We start from the raw sequence: 19,912 nt of genomic DNA on the forward strand, positions 1-19,912 counted from the left end.
GATTAACTTTCGCTATCTTTACTTAGAATCTCATCAAATACCTCATCGACTGAACGACTTTGGCCTTTTTGTCGTTGTTGACTTGAGATAACAAGTCGCTTTAACATAGCAATCGTATTCATTTGCCTATCATACTCACTCACTTCCACTAAAACAGCTGTAGCTTCACCGTTTTGGGTAATAACTAACGGCTGTCTATCTTCAGCTAATTTGCTCATGACTTCACCCGTATTGTTTTTTAAGTAGGTAATAGATTTTACTTGTCCGCTTAAATTCATAATAGGCCCTTTAATGATGCTTTTTAATGATTTAATTATATACCTAATTAGGTTTTTAAAAAGAATTAAATATTTTTTCTAAACATCTAGTTATATTTTCTTGATGAGTTGATTGATAATCTAGCTCATTCCACAGCGAATAAAATTGTGGTCAATCTTGCTAAATCTCTTCAAAGAAGGTTCAACAAAACCAACCTCTGGATTGTCCATTTGCTTATATTTAGGATTACTTTCCTGCACCTGAATATTTTTAGATTCGTGTTGTACTTTTCAACAATATTTGACATCATCAAGAATTGAGTAGTTTTTTTCTCAGGCTTTAATCATTAGACCATTAAATTTATTAATTCCATAAAGATAAAGACTCATTATTTCAATGAAATAATTATACACTGAAGTTTAAAGCCAATGTACTACCTGGCTTCCGAGGTACTAAATCAAGTACACAGTACTCATATGATATCTTACGTTGCAAACGATTGTAATAAAGTAAGTTTTTAACCTAAAACATGAATTTCACAAGGGCTTATGGGATAAGCTTTATATAATAAATAAAATCATAATATTACAGGTCTTTATCTGAAGTACTACCCAGTTTCTGATGTACTAAATTAGGTGCCACTTATGCTTGGTTGGAGTGGGTATGAAAAGAGGGGGTAAGCTATATTTATTAGTAATATCAATATTTTAAATACAAAAGAAAAATATTTATACAACTCGAACCGATATTACAACTAATTGATTTGAATAGTTTTTTTGAATTGGAGCGGGAAACGAGGTTCGAACTCGCGACCTCAACCTTGGCAAGGTTGCGCTCTACCAACTGAGCTATTCCCGCGTATTGATTGCTTCGAAAGAAGTGGTGAGCATTATACAAAAATATTAGTCTATGGCAACCTTTTTTAACCGTTATTTTTTATTCTTCCAGCTAAGTGTTTCAAAAACACCAAAAATAAAAAGTCTAAGTGCTCTAAATTTATCCTGCTGCTTTTCTTGGTTGGTCATTGTTGATTGTAATAACCAAGCTTGTAAGCCATGAGTTATAACAAATGCAGCCAATCCAACGTAAGCAACAATATTGGCTGGCTTTGGAAATGGATGAACTAAGTTAAATAATAAAAATAACCATATAAATGAATAGATTGATTTGCCCAAAAGTATAAACATTATTTTTCTTCTCGTATAAATAAATAACTATGAACTTGGCCGGCGGTTTTTTCCCGATGTAAATACCAATTTGATGGGATATAACTAGTTAGATCATGATTTGTTTCAGACTCGATGTAAATATAAGCTGATGAAGTAAGCCAATGATTATTTTCAAGGAGTTGTACTGTCTTTTCAATCAATGATTGATGAAAAGGCGGATCGATAAAAACAACATCAAATTGTTTTTGCGCAGGTTTATCTAACCATTGAAAAGTATCGGTTGCATAAATATCAATATTATTACTGGCAATGAGTTGTTTATTTTTTTTCAACTGATTAGCTGTTTGCTTGTCTTTCTCTAATAATGTGACTGATTGAGCTCCACGTGATGCAGCTTCAAAACCTAATGATCCACTACCTGAAAAACAATCTAAACAATTGCTATTTTGTATAATTGGCATTAACCAATTAAACAAAGTTTCTTTTACCCTATCTGTGGTTGGACGCAGGCCTTGTTTATCAAGAACTGATAATTTTCTACCGCGCCATTTACCACCAATAATTCTTATTGAACCATTCATATAATAACCTTACTTAGAATAGTTCTTGAGTATTGCCTTGTGAATCCGTCACACTAGTACCAACTTCTTGTGATCCATATGTAGTTGGCTCAGTTCCTTTAATAAAGTATTCAGACATTGTTCTTGCACCAGAACCAGGTAACATTCCGGTTCGTTGATCAATTGTCACTGAAATCACATTATCTGGTTTTACATCTTGTTTTTCTGGCACATCTTCAAGAGCAACTTTCATATAATCAACCCAGACTGGGTTAGCTGTAACTGCACCAGCTTCGGCACGGAAAGTCCGCCCTAAAGCACGACGGTGATCATCAAAGCCCATCCAAACCGATGTGACAATATTGCCACCAAATCCAGAAAACCAGACATCTTTCGATTGGTTAGTGGTACCAGTTTTACCACCAACATCTTTTCGACCTAAGGCTTTTACACGCCATGCTGTACCTTGCCAATCCGAACCACCAAAAACAATGGTACGTAATCCATCTTTCATAATATAAGCAATACCGCTATCAACCGTGTGTGGCGCATATTTAGGTGTTACATCAACGGTTTTGTTATCATTATTAATATCAGGTAGGATTAGATTATCTTCTGACTTAAGATTTGCCTCTTCTGGCTCTTCATTACCTATTTCATTCGATTCATTTTCAACGTTATCTAGCGATACAGAAACTGAATCAAATTTAACAACCTCATCGTTACAATTATGACAAGCAATTAATGGTTGGTGTTGATAAATCACACCACTGTCATTGTCGTGTTCAATTTTTTCAATTAAATATGGCGTAATTAAATAGCCACCGTTCACGATTACTGAATATGCCCTAGCAACTTGTAAAGGTGTAAATGATGCAGAACCTAAGGCCAACGATTCATTATGAGAAATATTTTCTTTCGGGAATCCGAAACGTTCTAAATAGGTTGCCGCATAGTCAATACCTATAGCACGTAAAGCCCTTACCATCATCACGTTTTTAGACATTCCTAAACCGATTCGCATTCTTAAAGGCCCTGCATAGTTAGGAGGTGAATTTTTTGGACGCCATGTTACACTTCCAGTAGTCCGCACAATAGGTGCATCATTAAGTAGCGTTGCCATGGTTAAGCCCTGTTCTAAAGTTGCTGTATAAATAAATGGTTTTATATTAGAACCTAACTGACGTAATGCTTGTGTTGCACGATTAAATTTACTTAAATTGAAATCATAACCACCAACAATTGCCTTAATAGCCCCATTATCCGAATCAAGAGAAACCAATGCGGCATTAACAGCTGGTATTTGCGCTAAACCCCAATTATCACCAGATTTTTTTACCCAAATTAGTTGACCTGCTTTTAACGTATCATTAACTTTTCTTGGCAAAGCACCTTGTTGATTATCATTAATAAATTTTCTTGCCCATTTCATATCTTGGTAAGCAATAGTAATATTACTTTTATCAGATAATACAGCTTTTGCTTCCTTATCATTCGATTCTAATACCACTGCTGGGCACATACCGCTATAGCAAATATATTTGTGTAAGGCTTCTTGGATTTGCTCTTCGTTTAATGCTGGCTCATTATTTTCCCATAAGACTTTTTCGGGGCCTCGATAGCCATGTCGCATATCATAATCAATAATATGTTTTTGAACTGCTTCAGTTGCTGCAACTTGATCAGTTTTAGAGATGGTTGTATAAACTTTATAACCGTCAGTATAGGCATTTTCACCAAATTTATCGTACATAAATTGTCTTGCCATTTCAGCAACATATGGTGCAGAAAATTCAATATTTGGCGTATGGTAACTTGCATTTAAAGGTTTCTTAATTGCTTCATCATATTCAGCTTGAGTAATATAAGATTGGTCTAACATTCGTCCCAAGACCCAGTTACGTCTAATTAACGCCTTATCTGGATGAGAAATCGGATTAAACGCTGAAGGAGCATTTGGTAAGCCAGCAAGTAACGCGGCTTCATCTACGGTTAACTGATCAGGTGTTTTACCAAAAAAGGTAAATGATGCGGCAGCAATACCATATGCTCGCGATCCAAAATTGATCATATTAAGATATAACGCCATTATCTCGTCTTTAGATAATTCTTGCTCCATACGAATAGCAATAATCATCTCTTTTACTTTACGAGATATGCTTTTTTCCGGTGTTAAGAAAAAGTTTTTAGCAACTTGTTGAGTAATAGTACTACCACCTTGTGAAAAGCCTTTTTGTTTTAATCCTACATACATTGCTCGCACAATACCAATTGGGTCAATCCCAAAATGTTCATGAAAACGAGCATCTTCGGTAGCAATAACAGCATTTACGACAATTGGTGGAATTTCATCATATTTTAATGGTATTCGTCGACGTTCACCAAAGACAGCAATCAATTCACCATCTTTACTTAGCACTTGCATAGGTGTTTGTAATCTAACATCTTTTAATGTTGCAACATCCGGTAAATCTCTTGAATAATAGCTATAACCAGCTATACCTATAATTAAGCCACAAAGAAATAAACCTATAAAAAGTTTAAGACAAAATTTTAATATTTTTAGTATTATCACAAATCATTCCTATCCAATTGATTTTTTGATCAAAAAAAGATAATAAAACTGTTGTTATATTTATTATATCAAATCATTTTTAACCGACGAGTATACTACTTACTCGATAAGACTCAAAATAAAAAGCAGTAATTATCTATATTTCAAATAATATTTGAATCAGATTTTTAACCATTAACTCTTTTAATTTAAATGAGAAATTTAACTTAAAATTAATTGCAATTCTTATATTTCGTTACTAATACGTTGATTAATAAATTACCATCAATACATGATAGAACAGTGCCAAAATTGCGAACAAATTGTCGATTTTAACTGTATTGCCAGTAAATTATTCAAGGATTTTACGTATTATCTCACAATATTTTTATATTTTTAAATAAAACAGATAAATTGATTAAATAATTTTGTTTTACATCTAATTAAAGAGTAACAATATGTGGAGCACAAACCTTACTCCATCTTTTTTACAATTATTAGGTTCTTGCTGTTTTTATTTAATTTTAATTATCATCAGTTTAATTCAGTTTGCCGATACATCACTAAATTGTTATACCTATATTTTAATTTTAGTTTTAATCGTTGAATGGTGGCGTAGTGTCAATTATTTCAGAACTATTAACGGAGAACTGGCATTATTTGATTATATACATCAAATTTATTGGCATAAACAACGTTGGCATTTAATACGAAAACCACTTCTTTTACGTTATGTGGTAATTTTAAATCTAAAATCATGTCGCGATGGCAAAAGAAGAGTATTGTTTTTAATGATCGATAATCTTACACCTAATGATTGGCGCACATTACACTATCATTTAAAACAAATTGATTTATCGTAATGAAAATGAATTTAATGGAGAATTATTCAGATCAATTTATTAATGTGATTTTTTAATCCAATATTCAAATGGTACTGATTCAATTTGCGCGTTAACTAATTGATGGTCCATATGCCGACAAAAGCTAGGAATATCACGAGTTGTAGCCAAATCATCAGCTATAACATGTAGAATTTGGCCAACAGCTAATTCTCTAATCGCTTTACGAACTAACATAATGGGTTCTGGGCAACGCAGGCCCAGCGTATTAAGATCTTTATCAACAATCATATTTATGGTTAATATAACTATTCAAATTAAAGTAAAAGATTCGCTAAATAGTGAGGTACAGCATCATCAGCATTAGAGCCAATTACTTCAAGTTCAGGAAGTAACGACTTAAGTTCAGGGCTCGCATCTTTCATAATACAGCCCTTCCCTGCCATTTTTAACATTTCATAATCATTCATACCATCACCAAAGGCAATACTGTCTTTAAGTTGATAACCTAAGCTTTCAACCACTAACTTTAATGCACTACCTTTAGTTACATTTTCCGCCATTACTTCAAGACAGTTTGCTGTGGAAAAAGCAATACTAACTTTTTTACCAAATTGTTGTTCAATTTTGTGTTTTAGTTCGACTAAGTGATGGTTATGTGCAACATCAGAAGTGGTAAAATAAATTTTGGCAATATCATCAGCAGCAAAGTTACGCGGGTCGAAGAATTGATATTTAAATTGTGTATCAGTGAAAAAACTAAGCGAATATGCATCTGGTTTATTAATTAACCAATCATCACCACGATAAACATGTGTATAAATATATGGACTGTCCTGACAAATTTGTGCTAACTCACATGCTATATTAGCTTCAAAGCTGCGACTAAAAACTAAATTACCACGACTATCATGAACTCTGGCGCCATTTGCGGTTATCATAAAAGCATCGATTTCCATATTTTCGCGCATTTGGCCAACATCGATATGGTGTCGACCAGTAGCAAAGGCAAAATGAATGCCCATTTGACGTAAAGCTTGAAGAATTTTTTTAGTAAATGGCGATAAGCTATGCTCAGTATTTAACAAAGTACCATCTAAATCAGAAGCGACAAAATGAAACATGATATTCTCAACTTTTATAATAAATTGTAATTTTAGTGGCTATATTTGCTGTGAGTTAATATGCTCAAAACAAAGTAACAAAATAAGATTGAGTATGATACAACTCCATGACTATTTACTCAACTAATTGCGGCGTAATAAAGATAACTAATTCTCTTTTTTGTTGTTTTTTTGCTTTGTTTTTAAAAGCATTACCGATAATGGGTATATTACTAATGCCTGGAACACTATTTTTACTAACATTATTAATTTGTTGGAAAATTCCACCTAATACAACAGTTTCGCCACTTTTAATTTTGACTTGCGTTCTAATTTCCTGTGTTTCAATAGCTAGCGCTTCGCCCCCATCACGTCGCTTTATTGAACGACCAGCCGTATTTTGTGTGATATATAAATCTAATATCATTTGATCGTTAGCAATAATTTTCGGGGTAACTTCTAAACCTAATACAGCTTGTTTAAATTCGATGGATGTTGATCCATTACCACCATTTGAGACTTCGTAAGGGATTTCTGTGCCTTGTTTTATCGAAGCCATATTTTGATTTGCCGTTAACAAATTCGGACTTGCTATAATTTCTAACTGGTTTTCTGATTCTAGTGCCGAAAGTTCAAGATTTAACAAACTACCGGAAAGTTTTGCTAAATTGAAGCCAACCGAAGATGCTGCATTGGTGACACCAAAGTCAACATCAAACTTACTCAATACTTGTGATGAGTGCCCCGTATATCCCCACTTTATGCCTAACTCATCCATACTTTGCTTATTCATTGTGACAATATGAGCCGAAATATGTACTTGAGGAATTGGCTGATCCAAACTTTTAACTAATTTTTTAATGTTAGAAAATTGTTTAGACATATCGGTAATAATAATTGAGTTAGTTCTTTTATCGATAATCGCTTTCCCTCGCTCAGATAATAATCCTTGTGATTGAATTGTTTCAACTAGATTACTAAGGTCAGCATGATTAACTGGAATAGTTAGTAAAGTTAGAGGCTCATTTAACTGCAGTTCTTTTTGTTCTAGTAATTTTTTTTGAAGCAACTCCTCTGGATCATCAGCTTTTGATATAAATAAGATATTATCGTCAATTTCAGCGCGTAAATTTGCAGAATTTAAAACAACTGTTAATGCTTTTTGCCATGTAACATTTTGTAGTTTAATGGTTTGTTTGGTTGACAAATCATCGACCATGACTAAGTTCATTTGTTTATTGTCAGCAAGTGCTTGCAAAATTATGGCAATGTCTGTTTGATAAAAATTTATAGAAACTAGATCGTCCGATTCAGCACTTGATAAAGTTTTAGGATTTGCCCAACATGACATAGAAAAAAGAATAGCTAAAATAATAATATTTAAATATTTTTTTGCTGATTTTTTTAATATTTGACTAATTTTAAACATTAATTATAACCTTAAACTTGAATAGTCACTTATTTTGTCAACGGCATTGTCCATAACACATTATGATTGCAATAGTTAGGTAAACTTGCTTGCCATAAAAGTTTATCGTCTAAGACAGCACTTATAGTCCATGGAAACAAAATATGCGGTATAGTATTATCAGTAATCGCTAACCAATTATTTTCAGAAAAAAGCCATAATTGTTGGTAATGGTTCTCTACGCGATGGATATAACCTTTATATTGCCAAACTTGGATCTGTTTATTAAGAATATCTGTCTGCTCCTGACAACTAAAATTAATAGTTTGTAAAAAAGGATCCCTTGTTAAATGAATATCTGCATTAACATTAAAACAACAAATCATTAATAAAAAAGAACTGATAATAAGATAATGATTCATTTAATATCCCTTTTAATCAATATGCTAAATTTAATTAGCAAATAAGTATCTTGCTTATCAATAATAAAATTCTGAAAATCTAAATAATAAAAATTGTCATTTAACTCACTAATAAATTGCATAAAATTAATAAACTGCCCTTGTAGCTCAATATGCCAATAACTTGACGATTCATTTTTCTCATATTTAAAGGAAGTTAAATGCAATTGATTACGTTTGATTGCTTTAGCAAACTCAAGTTCTGTTAGTAAAGTTAGCGAACTATTTTTAGCAGATTGATAACGTTCAATTTTTGATTGAAGTAATTTAATTGTCGTTTTCTTTTCTTCATATATTGTAATTTGCATCTCAGTTTGTTGTTTTAATTCTTGAATAAAAAACTGATAACAGATAAAAAACACAATTGAAGGTAGCAAAAGGCTGATTAAATATTGTTGCCAAATAGGCCTATAAAAAAAATCATTATTCATTTAATTCAATATCCATTTGAAATAACAAACTGTCTCCAATATTTTCAATATTTTTCACCTGGCTACTATTTACCTCATGACTGGATAAAAGTTGCTGATTAAAATTAATAATATCTACATAATTAATACTTTGACCGGTAATTTTTATCTTTTGTGCTTCATATTCATACAATCTTAACCAAATTGTCTCCGGCAGAATTTCTGCAAACATTTGTAGCGATTGTTGAATCTGTTTTTGACTTGGTGAAGGATTAGGAATAAAACTTGCTAATTGAGCAGACAATTGCTGTTCTAGCGCTTGTTGTGTTGATAGCTGTTTCGAATATTGAGTAAATGTAGTTTGGCTATCAAGTAAAAGATAAAAGAAGAAACAACTCAATAAACCAATAAAGCTAACCATGAAAAGTAGTAATTGAAACTGATGCTGCCTTGCTTTTTGCTGGCGCCACGGTAAAAAATTAAATCTAATATTATCAAACTTACTATTAATAGAAAGCAAATTTAAACCATGTTTTTTGGATAAATCTATCCAATAATTGGCTGTATCACTCTCACAAATAGCAATCATAATAGTTTTAGGATGACCTGCTAATGACACAAAATCGAAAAACATATTGTTTGCCGGTAACTGAAATAGTTTACTGATTATTGCTTTTACATATAAAGTTAATTCTGCTGAATTTAATTTCACCTCAGGATAAGCCGTTTTCTGAAACTGAACGTAACTTTGGCCTAAATTCAGTGCTATTGCGGTTAATTTTGGCTGCTGTTTTTTTAAATTTTGTATCAGTTGCTCAATATCAGTCGAGTTTTGATAAGGAATATCAGCTAAATTTTTATTATTAGAATGTTCGTTAAGGGCTTTAACAGTTACCACTTGATAGCTTAATATTTCTGGTTCGATTGTAATAACAGCACATTTTTTATTAAAAAATATCATATGTATCTTAAATAATATTGATTAGTGATATCACAAAATAATAATCATAAGTAGCTGTAAATAAGCCAACAATATGCATATTTGCGAAGTATCATCCAAAAAATGTCTAAAATTAAACCGAACAGGGTTAATTTTAAGGAAAATTAAAAAAAAAGGTTGACTGAAATAAGACGTGCCTTATAATGCACATCCACACGGTAAGGGTGATTAGCTCAGTTGGGAGAGCACCTCCCTTACAAGGAGGGGGTCACTGGTTCGAACCCGGTATCACCCACCAATTCTTACCGTGATGTTTTAGAAATAAAACACTTGGGGTGATTAGCTCAGTTGGGAGAGCACCTCCCTTACAAGGAGGGGGTCACTGGTTCGAACCCGGTATCACCCACCACTTTTACTATCTTAATGGGTTGTTAGCTCAGTCGGTAGAGCAGCGGACTTTTAATCCGTTTGTCGAGCGTTCGAATCGCTCACGACCCACCATTTTTTTCTCTTTCACCTATTCCACTACAGATAAATTACTTAGCGATGAGAACGCTAGCGTTCGACAAATTCGTCAGGAACGAATTTGAACAACACAAAGTGTTGGCCCTGAAAGGGTGAGGCACACGATGTGCCGAATAATCTGGCTCACGACCCACCACTTTTTTCTCTTTCACCTATTCCACTACAGATAAATTACTTAGCGATGAGAACGCTAGCGTTCGACAAATTCGTCTGGAACGAATTTGAACAACACAAAGTGTTGGCCCTGAAAGGGTGAGGCACACGATGTGCCGAATAATCTGGCTCACGACCCACCACTTTTTTTCTCTTTCACCTATTCCATTACAGATAAATTACTTAGCGATGAGAACGCTGCGTTCGACAAATTCGTCTGGAACGAATTTGAACAACACAAAGTGTTGGCCCTGAAAGGGTGAGGCACACGATGTGCCGAATAATCTGGCTAACGACCCACCATTTTTACTAACCAAAAGAAAACTATTGATACTTTTGCAAACTTGCTTATAAAATAGCTAAATTACATAGCGACAAAAGATTTATCTATAACGAATAAATTCGCTACAGTTCTTTTACAGTAATAAAATTACTGGGTATATAATGAAAAAATTAATTCTAATCCTAATATTAGGTTTGTTCACTTATAGTTCGGCTTTTGCTGATGAACAACCTGAATTAAATTTTGAAAGTGAATATCAAAAAGCTACAGAACAAAATGATCCTGAGGCTCAATATCATGTTGGAATAATGTATTTTAATGGTTATACAGTTAAAAAACGGATATTTAAAGGTATTGAACAAGGGGCAATTAATGAGCCCGAGCAAAAAACTGAACCGGATTATAGCAAAGCAAAAGAATGGTTTGAAAAAGCAGCTAAACAAGGACATATTGGCGCTCAGCATAGTTTAGCTATGTTGTATTATAACGGACAAGGTACTAAACAAAATTATCTAAAGGGTATTGAATGGGATACTAAAGCAGCGCAAAAAGGGGATCCTGTAGCACAATATACTTTAGCAACTATGTATTATAAAGGCACTGGTGTTAAACAGAATTATTTTAAAGCAAAACAATGGTTTGCTAAAGCCGCAGAACAAAACTATTTAGATTCTAAAGACCATTTATTAGTAGTTTCCAAAAAAGTTCAAGCAATTATCAAGAAAAATAATCAAGCAAAAAAACAAAAAACTAGCAGTGTTGATTGTGGATGTAGTTAATGTTGAAAAAATTATCATATTTTTCAATTTATTGCTTATTTATAGTTAAAAACTCTACTGAAAATAATAATTGTGCTATTGCCTTAACTTAATTCAATAGCACAAAATAGACGACTTAAAGCGTTAAACCATACCCTAATGGATATAATGCCTGCATGTCGTTTGCTAAATCAGAAGATTGTTTTATAACACTATTCATTGAGTCTGGTAATGCAAATGGTAATTTAGCGCTGAATGGTTTACTATCCAATAAACGTTTAAATAACACAACATCATTTACACCAAAATTTGCAACCACTGCATTTGCTATTTGTTTTACTGGAGTTAAAACTGCAGGTCTATCTAAATAAACAGTGACTACAACGGGATGTTTTTTACTTGCTTCATTAATAAATTTTATATCTTTATCATCAGCAGTATATTCTAGTGAACCTTCATGATATCTTGCACCAAAGAAGTAATTTTTATGTTTTTGTTCATAAGGCGCATTAACTCTAGCAACAACTACATCAGCTTGATCTAATTTATCAACAATAGTTATTTTACCTTTTAAGGTATTTTTAGCATCTTCAGCAAAACCATATAAATAGACTTTACTACTGGATTTCAATGGCAGAATCTTATCTTTATTTTCTAATAAAACCAATGAATCAAATTGCGCTTTATCAGCAACTTTTTGGAAATCTTGATTGCCAACGAAACGGCTTGCTTCATTAGGATCAACATAAGGATTTTCAAATTGTCCTAAAGCAAATTTTTGCGTCAAGATTGCTAAAACTGCACTATCAATAGTTTTTTCATCCAGTTTATTGTTTTTTACAGCTGACACAATAACAGAGCTATTGCTCACTCCACCAAATTGTTGAACACCGGCTTGAATAGCTTTAATAAAACGTTGCTCAACAGTAAGATCTTCTACTCCCCATGGCATTCCTTCCGCTTTAGGAGCTATATCAGGCGGGTTACCGTTGATACAAACTTCATTACAATCTTTTGTAATATTCCAATCACTAATAATCACCCCTTTAAATTGATAAGTATCTCGTAATAGATCTTTCAATAAATAGCGATTAAAACCTCCGCCGACAGGTTCAATTTTATGATCATTTAATTGGGCATTTTTTAAAATAGAATAAGTCGGCATAATTGCAGCCACATTGACCTCAAATGCACCAGTGAATGGTATGATATGTTGTTCTAAACTGTTTTTATGAGTATAGAGTGCATATTTACCATAAGAGTTATGACTATCTAACCCCTCTTCTGCAGCACCATAACCAACCCAATGTTTAACGACGGTAGCCACACTTTGTGAATTTAAGCCAAGTTTGCCATTTTGCATACCTGAAATATAACCACGCACCATACTTTTACTTAGCATTGGATCTTCGCCAAATGTACCTTCAAAACGAGACCAACGTGGCTCAGTTCCTAAATCTGCCATAGGAGATAAAGCCTGAGTTACCCCTAGTGAACGATACTCTTGTCGAATAATGTTTCCATACTCATTTATAATTGACTCATTACCAATCGCCGCCATACCTAATGTCCCTGGCCATTGGCTAAATCCAGCTTTACTCGTTACTTTATAGCCATAATAGAAAGTGTTTCGCGGATCAACACTAATGGTAAGAGGAATAGCCAGACGAGAGGACTCTGCAATTTGTTGTAATTGATTATTTTGCTCAGCAAAATCTTTTGGATTCACCTCTAAACGAGTAATTAAACTATTTACCTTATCATCAAGCACTAACTGTTTAATTTCTTCTAAATTATACTTATCTCCATGACCAAGCTCATCGCCTAAACTTTTGGCATTACCATGCATCATCAGCCCTGCTTTTTCTTCTAACGACAATTTGCTAAGTAGATCTTTAGCACGAACTTCAGGCGACAAACGCCAATCTTCAAAAGGAGACAATTTGCCATCTTTATCAAAGTCTTTAAATTCTAGATTATCAATTACAATTTTCTTTAATTGATGGTTTTTAATCTCAACCTGCTCAATAGCAACAGCTTGACCAACAGCCAAAGCCGCACTAACCAATAATGCTAATTTCACTAGTTTATTTGTCATAAGAACCCCTTGTATATTTACTCAGTATCCAATTAATTTTGCATAGCCGCTAAAACAGATATTCCCTAGTTATTAATATATTTGGCTTTCTTAAAGCAAAAAAACCTAAACACCTTGTTGAGTAAGATGTTTAGGTTTTGCCTGAATAGTTATGTGAACTAAACAGTAACAATCCTAATTTATAAATTAGCATAATATTAAAAACTTACTTTTGTCATAAACAAAAAATATTATAATTGTGATAAATATCACGTTATTATTAGATTAACTAAACATATTCTAGTTATACATTGATAATGATAAAAATTTTTAATGCCAATTAACTAAATAATGCTACATATATGAATGTATTTAGTAACAATAGATATTAAATTTTAGGGACAAATAAGGTGAAACAGTGACCAGATTAATAGTAATGATTAGCTTATTTTTATTTGCAATAAATGCCAGCTTTGCAGTTGAAAATATTGAGGCTTTTTTTGATGAGCAATATAAAAAAGCAACGCAGCAAAATGATGCTGAAGCTCAATTCTATTTAGGCCGCATGTATCTAAAGGGTGAAGGAGTTAAACAAGATTTTACCAAGGCAAAGGAATGGTTTGAAAAAGCAACCGAACAACATCATATGAGTGCACAAGCAGTTTTGGGTTCAATGTACTTTTTTGGTAATGGAATTGATAAAAATAAACAAAAAGGTAAAGAACTGATTGAAGAATCAGCATTAAGTGGAGATCCCATCGGTCAATTTTACTTTGGTGTTCTATATGAAGAAGCCGAACCCCAAAAGACATACAAAGGAATTGAAAAAAATATAGATGATAGTGGATTTTATCAAGACTTTGTCAAAGCTAGAGAATGGTATGAAAAAGCCGCACAACAAGGAAATATGCAAGCAACTTATAATTTAGGCGTTCTTTATGCAAATGGTCGTGGTGTTGAAAAAGATGAATTTAAAGCAAGAAAATATTATGAAATAGCTGCAAAAGGTGGTGATCGTCATGCAAAGCATAATTTGGCTATAATGTACTACAATGGTTATGCTGGACTAACCAAAGATTTGGCTAAAGGTGTAAAATTGGATATCGAAGCTGCCAAACAAGGATCACCATTAGCACAATACAATTTAGGCTTATTTTTCTATGAAGGTACTTATTTTAAGCAAGACTATACCAAAGCCAGAAAATCATTTGAGTTTGCAGCCGCTCAAAATGAAGCAGGCTCCCAATACATGTTAGCAATTATCTATGAACAAGGTTTGGGAGTTGATAAAGATCCAGAACGAGCCAGACATTATTATTATCTAGCTTGTCAAAATGGCTATGAAGAAAGTTGTACTCAGGCTAATGCTAATTGATTTTCAAGTTGAATGTTGTGGGGAAATTAACAACATTCAACTGCCATAAATAACATAAAAAATAAGTCGGTAAGCAATATAGAACATAACGACTCCTACAATTGAGTCCAATATAACCCACATTCTTTTTTGTTTAAATAATGGTATAAGTAACCTAGCACCGTAACCAATACCAAAAAACCAAATAAAAGAAACACAAACAGCACCAATTAAAAATGCCCATTTTTGCTCAGTTGATAAAGTGCCAGCTATACCACCAACAATTACAATTGTATCTAAATAAACATGGGGATTAAGTAAAGTAACAGCCAAAGTAGACAATATAACCTTAGTTAACGCATTCTTTTGTTGCTGAGTAGAATCAATTTGCATAGTGCTGTTACCTTGTATTGCACTCTTGCAGGCATTAAATCCATACCAAATCAAAAATAAAGCGCCCAAAATGGCAAGCACGTCGGTAATGATAGGATTACGACTAATAAATGCTCCGACTCCCCAAATACCGATAGTCATCAATGTAAAATCACAGATAAAACAAATACCAGCGACAAAAAAGATATGATTTTTTAATAACCCCTGCTTAAGTACAAACAAATTTTGTGCACCAATAGCTATAATCAAACTTGCCGAAATCATCGAGCCACGTAATATTTCTGTCAGCATTGAACTTAACATCGTAAATAAGAAGCATTATACAAAAAGGTTATGAGTATAACTATTAAAACAACAATGATTATGCATCCTTTATAAAAAAACAGTCATACAATTATTAATCATTAAAAATCTGGAAGTTAACTAATCGAAATATGATTAATTAAAAATGTAAACAACAAAATTTTATTATCGTTGAGTTTATTATCTTATTTAGCACAAATAAAATTATCAGCTTATTTTTAGATTGGTAAAAGCGGTAGTATTTTCTATTAAGCTTATAGCAAACATTGTTAGATAAATTGCAAGGTAACTATCAATAAAGAAACTGATTAACTATTTTGCTATCTCCCTGTTATTCGTTACAGTAAAACTTGCGATTCCTTAGAGGAAGAGGTTAAAAAACCCCTTTCCTCAAATTTTTCGGCTTAGAAAATGCTTTTAAAACATTTTATCCGTTATAAATTCAGACAACTAATAGCTTGATTAGACAAAATCTTGATTATTTATTTGCTTCTAACCAATCGATTTGGCATTTACTTTTATTTAAAATAAGAATGATTATTCCTATAACTAACCAAATACCACCGATGATTTTTGCATAATTATCAATATGTAACAATACAGGTAATAATACTGCAATGCCAATAATAGGGATTAAAATATCAAATAAATTAGCTCGCCAACCATTCGAACGTTTTTTAAACTTAAAATAACCTATCACTGATACATGTAACATAATAAATGCACATAAAGCACCAACAATAGATTAAACAATGCAGACTAATATCAGCTGGTTATTTATTTATAACTATCAGTTATAAAAAAGTTATTAAACATGATCCCTTATTTCATAAGTGTAGGACATTTTGGCTGTCTTACCTAACATAATTGAAGCACTACAATATTTTTCAGATGCAAGTTTAATCGCCTTTTCAACAGCCTCGTTATCGATATTATTACCAGTAATTACAATATGAAAATTAATTGAGGTATACACTTTTGGCGAAGAGGTGGCTTGAGTTTTATCAATGTCGATCCAAAGATCTCGAACATCCTTTTTATTATTTTTCAAAATAGCAATAATGTCGTAAGCCATACAACCTGCAGCACCATGTAACAAAAGCTCCATAGGTCTCGCTCCACGGTTTCGACCACCATGTTCAAGACCGCCATCCATTACTAAGGAGTGCCCACTTGCGGTTTCAGCTAAAAAACCAAACTCATCAATCCATTTCAAACGATCTTTCATTATTTTCCCCTTTCATCAAAAATCAACTAAACATATTTATTCATATTAATTGCTAAATAACATAAGTCTTTTTAAACGATATGTCATCTTTTGAATTATTTTTCTGGTATAAATCATCAATAATTAACTATCTACTGGTATTTTTAGCTAGCCTCAGTACAATATTGCCATAGTACATAACCAATACTATTTTAAATAGACTTGCCAAAAAACTCATTATAACTAATAAATAATCAAATAATTAGTTTTATGAATTCACAACTTAAGGATAGAGTATGATTATTGAATTTATTATCTTGCTTTGTATAGGCGCATTGGCTGGATTACTTGCAGGTATGTTTGGTATTGGTGGTGGAGCATTAATTGTACCAGCATTACTTATGCTACTCGATTATTTTGGTCATGGCGGGCAATGGATAAACCATATCGCTGTGGCTTCATCTCTAGCAACGATCATTGGTACAAGTTTATCATCAAGTTGGGTTCAGAATAAAAATAATAATATTGTCTGGTCGATCTTAAAAAAGATGGTGTTAGGTTGCATTATTGGCACTATTGGTGGCTCCTACATGACACCTTATATTCCCGGTATTTGGCTTAAATGGATTTTTATTATCTTCCTCATCTATACAGGCAGTAAATTTATTCTAAAAACTGGAAAAGTTGCGAAAAAACAAAATAACCAAGCGACATCATTACCTAACATAATCTATATCTTCATCGGCGGATTAATTGGTGTATTCGCCGCATTAGTTGGTGTAGGTGGTGGTGTGTTAGTGGTACCTTTTTTAAAGAAATGCGGCGTGGATATGCGAAAAGCGATCGGTACTTCTGCGGCATTTACCTTACCTGTTGCCCTTGGCGGTACTATTGGTTATATCATTGCTGGATGGAATATCCAAGAACTACCAAAATACAGTTTAGGGTTCGTCTATTTACCAGCAGTATTATCAATTATGTTAGCTAGCATACCAATGGCAAAAGTCGGGGTTCAAATTACTCAAAAATTACCAATAAATAAACTAATTAGATATTTTGGTATCTTCTTATTATTAATTTCAGTCAAACTTATCATTTCTTAATTTGCAATTAAAATCCCTGTTTTCAAAAATATTAACCGCTCTTATTTGGCGCGGTTAATATGACGTCTCTATTTATCCCAAACAAGAATAATTTTACCTGACTCTATTTTAGTTATTCAATCTCGATTCGAGAAACAACAACTAAGATGAAGTACACAGAGCATAAAAACTGTAGGGTTCGTAAAAGTTAATGGCTGGATTGTACATATAAACATCCCCGCCATACGGGTAAACAATAAACTGCTCACTTCCTGATTGATCTCTAGTCCAATACAAATAATAGTGACCTGTACCCGCACCAATGTAGTTGGTTAGGTATCCCCATTCAGTAAAAAATCCAGCATTTATTCGACGCTGGTAGTAATTACCAGTAGATGAAGGTATGGCTCCGACAGCACCCTGACAGTTATCACCACTCCATGGCCCTGAGCAAACCGCATTAGTTAAATCCTTAACTTGAGGTACACTGTAACCAATACTGTTACACCATGATAATGCTAAACTATAATTAGAACTTTTATTACCTCGATTGATGAACCATTGCTTTAATTGAAAACCATATTTAATAATAGCATTACCTAAACTATCTCTACCAACCAACTCGAATGTCTGAGGTAAAGAAGGTCTATATATAATACCGGGAGAATCTGATTGCCATTGAAGTTCGTTTGCTGCAGGGCCAGTTAGTGTAACACGAACAGAGGTACCCGAAGAATTAGGCGTCATGGTAGCGGTAATTCTATCATGGGTAACCGAATCCCATCTCAATGCCCCTACACCACCAATATCTAAATCAAAATATAGATTATTAGCACCAGTTGTTGGGAAATTCAAACCGTAAGATAATGGATCTGTAGACTGCACAATAAAACCTTTATTCGGATCCCACATTGAAGCCGGACCACGAAAGTCTATGCCACTAATCTCAGTATTTGAACCATATCTCAATGAAGGTTTCGCGAAACAGAGCTTTGGAGGGGCTTTAGGATTAATATAATAAGTCGCACTACTACCACTAAAATCACTACTTTTAGGTACACCATACTGGGTAGATAATGTACCGCCATCACTACTCAATACAACTTTATAAGGTGCATTGCAGATATCTAATACGGTATTACGTGATACTTTTTGATTATTTTTATCAGTTATGGTGAGCGTTAAATTACCAGTAACTGCAATACCATTACTACCTTGACCATCGCCATCATCATCCCCCCAATAATTATAGGGTGCTCCAATAAGTGTATTTAATGCAATTGAATTCGCATTGGTTGGTACTAACATATTAACATTAATTAATGTCTCATTTATATCCGGCAATACAATCGGATTGGTCGCCGAATTATTATTTGGCGAATAAGTTCTACCATCAGATAAGCTGATACCAAGTAAATTATTCATATCAGTAACGCGAATTTGACCACCATCGAAGGTTAAATAAGGTGCATTACCATGAATAAAATTTGTTGTACTAGCAGTCAAAGCATAGCTACTAAATGGAAGCGATAAAAAAAGTAGTACTGGAACTAAATAGAGCGGACTCGATAAAAATAAACTTAAAAATAAAGTTGGTTTTACAGGTTTGGTGTTTGGTGTTTGGTGTTAAACATTATAACGCATCGAGACAATCCCATCAAGTAACTTCATGTTTAATTTAAACTTTTCCTATTTAAATGACTAAATTATAGTCTATCTAATCACTTTTTATGTGATTTAAAGAAGTATAATTATTAGGAAAAACTACGCAACAATTTTTTGTCTAAAAATTGTTAAGTTTTGTAAAAACAATTATTTTGATACAGAATGAATTGATATTGATTCTAAGTAATTAGGATAATCTTAAGCTATTTTAGCTTTTTAAGATTGATTATTAAAGACGGTTTAGTTTTACCAGGATTATTTAACGTTCGTTAAATTTTATTAATATAATTATACTGAAAATTAACCACTATTTGATTAACCAGTTTTTTATTAGATATTAACAAACTAGCCTTTGATATTTTCTATCCTTAATGTCCTTGATTGTAAGGGCAATTTAATAGCATAAG

The 19,912-nt window shown here is 33.0% G+C and carries 19 protein-coding genes and 4 tRNA genes; 7 read left to right on the plus strand and 16 right to left on the minus strand.

Features of this window, described 5'->3' with window-relative positions:
• Positions 1 to 2: 2 nt before the first annotated feature.
• The 5 genes from H3T56_RS00745 to H3T56_RS00765 all read right to left on the minus strand — a co-directional run bounded on the left by H3T56_RS00745 (position 3) and on the right by H3T56_RS00765 (position 4,562).
• Positions 3 to 278: a type II toxin-antitoxin system Phd/YefM family antitoxin gene (locus H3T56_RS00745; protein WP_065651277.1), complete on the minus strand. Its 276-nt coding sequence runs from the start codon at positions 276 to 278 to the stop codon at positions 3 to 5.
• Positions 279 to 1,040: 762 nt separating this feature from the next.
• Positions 1,041 to 1,116, minus strand: a tRNA-Gly gene (locus H3T56_RS00750).
• A 71-nt stretch (positions 1,117 to 1,187) separates the two neighbouring features.
• Positions 1,188 to 1,445, minus strand: coding sequence for a DUF1145 domain-containing protein (locus H3T56_RS00755; protein WP_034902452.1), 258 nt, complete (start codon positions 1,443 to 1,445; stop codon positions 1,188 to 1,190).
• The gene (gene rsmD / locus H3T56_RS00760; protein WP_065579351.1) at positions 1,445 to 2,008 is read right to left on the minus strand and encodes a 16S rRNA (guanine(966)-N(2))-methyltransferase RsmD; all 564 of its coding nucleotides are present in this window, start codon (positions 2,006 to 2,008) and stop codon (positions 1,445 to 1,447) included. Before rsmD ends, H3T56_RS00755 begins: the two co-directional genes overlap by 1 nt.
• A gap of 13 nt (positions 2,009 to 2,021) precedes the next feature.
• Positions 2,022 to 4,562, minus strand: a complete 2,541-nt coding sequence (locus tag H3T56_RS00765; protein ID WP_199283313.1) for a PBP1A family penicillin-binding protein — start codon at positions 4,560 to 4,562, stop codon at positions 2,022 to 2,024.
• A gap of 437 nt (positions 4,563 to 4,999) precedes the next feature.
• On the opposite strand from H3T56_RS00765, the gene H3T56_RS00770 reads away from it, so the two are divergent.
• Positions 5,000 to 5,404, plus strand: coding sequence for a protein YgfX (locus H3T56_RS00770; protein ID WP_086320363.1), 405 nt, complete (start codon positions 5,000 to 5,002; stop codon positions 5,402 to 5,404).
• 39 nt (positions 5,405 to 5,443) lie between these two features.
• Here H3T56_RS00770 and tusA read toward each other — a convergent pair whose 3' ends face one another.
• The 6 genes from tusA to H3T56_RS00800 form a co-directional block, all read right to left on the minus strand.
• Complete coding sequence (gene tusA, locus H3T56_RS00775) at positions 5,444 to 5,674, minus strand: sulfurtransferase TusA (protein ID WP_034902442.1); 231 nt, start codon at positions 5,672 to 5,674, stop codon at positions 5,444 to 5,446.
• A gap of 26 nt (positions 5,675 to 5,700) precedes the next feature.
• Positions 5,701 to 6,507, minus strand: coding sequence for a Cof-type HAD-IIB family hydrolase (locus tag H3T56_RS00780; RefSeq protein WP_065579353.1), 807 nt, complete (start codon positions 6,505 to 6,507; stop codon positions 5,701 to 5,703).
• Between the two features lie 115 nt (positions 6,508 to 6,622).
• Entirely contained in the window at positions 6,623 to 7,915 is a 1,293-nt protein-coding gene (locus H3T56_RS00785) for a secretin N-terminal domain-containing protein (protein ID WP_198191779.1), read from the minus strand.
• A gap of 29 nt (positions 7,916 to 7,944) precedes the next feature.
• Positions 7,945 to 8,316, minus strand: a complete 372-nt coding sequence (locus H3T56_RS00790; RefSeq protein WP_034902436.1) for a hypothetical protein — start codon at positions 8,314 to 8,316, stop codon at positions 7,945 to 7,947.
• A complete protein-coding gene (locus tag H3T56_RS00795) occupies positions 8,313 to 8,786 on the minus strand; it encodes a hypothetical protein (protein ID WP_065651282.1) in 474 nt (157 codons plus the stop codon). Before H3T56_RS00795 ends, H3T56_RS00790 begins: the two co-directional genes overlap by 4 nt.
• Positions 8,779 to 9,726 carry a PilN domain-containing protein gene (locus H3T56_RS00800; protein WP_086360796.1) on the minus strand — a complete coding sequence of 316 codons (948 nt, stop codon included), beginning with the start codon at positions 9,724 to 9,726 and terminating at the stop codon, positions 8,779 to 8,781. Before H3T56_RS00800 ends, H3T56_RS00795 begins: the two co-directional genes overlap by 8 nt.
• Before the next feature lie 201 nt (positions 9,727 to 9,927).
• Between H3T56_RS00800 and H3T56_RS00805 the strand changes: the two genes are divergently transcribed.
• The 4 genes from H3T56_RS00805 (at position 9,928) to H3T56_RS00820 (ending at position 11,445) form a co-directional block, all read left to right on the plus strand.
• Positions 9,928 to 10,003, plus strand: a tRNA-Val gene (locus tag H3T56_RS00805).
• A gap of 35 nt (positions 10,004 to 10,038) precedes the next feature.
• A tRNA-Val gene (locus H3T56_RS00810) sits at positions 10,039 to 10,114 on the plus strand.
• Between the two features lie 16 nt (positions 10,115 to 10,130).
• Positions 10,131 to 10,206: transfer RNA gene (locus H3T56_RS00815), tRNA-Lys, on the plus strand.
• 621 nt (positions 10,207 to 10,827) lie between these two features.
• Positions 10,828 to 11,445, plus strand: coding sequence for a tetratricopeptide repeat protein (locus H3T56_RS00820; protein WP_198191780.1), 618 nt, complete (start codon positions 10,828 to 10,830; stop codon positions 11,443 to 11,445).
• Between the two features lie 115 nt (positions 11,446 to 11,560).
• On the opposite strand, the gene H3T56_RS00825 is transcribed toward H3T56_RS00820, so the two are convergent.
• Positions 11,561 to 13,522, minus strand: a complete 1,962-nt coding sequence (locus tag H3T56_RS00825; RefSeq protein WP_198191781.1) for a glycoside hydrolase family 3 protein — start codon at positions 13,520 to 13,522, stop codon at positions 11,561 to 11,563.
• A gap of 397 nt (positions 13,523 to 13,919) precedes the next feature.
• Between H3T56_RS00825 and H3T56_RS00830 the strand changes: the two genes are divergently transcribed.
• Positions 13,920 to 14,876, plus strand: a complete 957-nt coding sequence (locus tag H3T56_RS00830) for a tetratricopeptide repeat protein (protein WP_198191782.1) — start codon at positions 13,920 to 13,922, stop codon at positions 14,874 to 14,876.
• 36 nt (positions 14,877 to 14,912) lie between these two features.
• Here the strand turns inward: H3T56_RS00830 and H3T56_RS00835 are convergent, their stop codons facing one another.
• From H3T56_RS00835 to H3T56_RS00845, 3 genes are all read right to left on the minus strand, one after another.
• The gene (locus tag H3T56_RS00835) at positions 14,913 to 15,539 is read right to left on the minus strand and encodes a LysE/ArgO family amino acid transporter (protein WP_198191783.1); all 627 of its coding nucleotides are present in this window, start codon (positions 15,537 to 15,539) and stop codon (positions 14,913 to 14,915) included.
• Between the two features lie 490 nt (positions 15,540 to 16,029).
• The gene (locus H3T56_RS00840) at positions 16,030 to 16,266 is read right to left on the minus strand and encodes a hypothetical protein (protein WP_198191784.1); all 237 of its coding nucleotides are present in this window, start codon (positions 16,264 to 16,266) and stop codon (positions 16,030 to 16,032) included.
• A gap of 93 nt (positions 16,267 to 16,359) precedes the next feature.
• Complete coding sequence (locus tag H3T56_RS00845) at positions 16,360 to 16,779, minus strand: OsmC family protein (protein ID WP_034902772.1); 420 nt, start codon at positions 16,777 to 16,779, stop codon at positions 16,360 to 16,362.
• A gap of 275 nt (positions 16,780 to 17,054) precedes the next feature.
• On the opposite strand from H3T56_RS00845, the gene H3T56_RS00850 reads away from it, so the two are divergent.
• Positions 17,055 to 17,861, plus strand: coding sequence for a sulfite exporter TauE/SafE family protein (locus tag H3T56_RS00850; protein ID WP_198191785.1), 807 nt, complete (start codon positions 17,055 to 17,057; stop codon positions 17,859 to 17,861).
• Between the two features lie 141 nt (positions 17,862 to 18,002).
• On the opposite strand, the gene H3T56_RS00855 is transcribed toward H3T56_RS00850, so the two are convergent.
• Positions 18,003 to 19,346 (minus strand): hypothetical protein, encoded by a 1,344-nt coding sequence (locus H3T56_RS00855; protein WP_198191786.1) that lies wholly within the window; start codon positions 19,344 to 19,346, stop codon positions 18,003 to 18,005.
• Positions 19,347 to 19,912: the final 566 nt, after the last annotated feature.

It is taken from the genome of Gilliamella sp. W8123, from assembly GCF_016101085.1.
GTDB classification, from domain to species: Bacteria; Pseudomonadota; Gammaproteobacteria; order Enterobacterales; family Orbaceae; genus Gilliamella; species Gilliamella apis.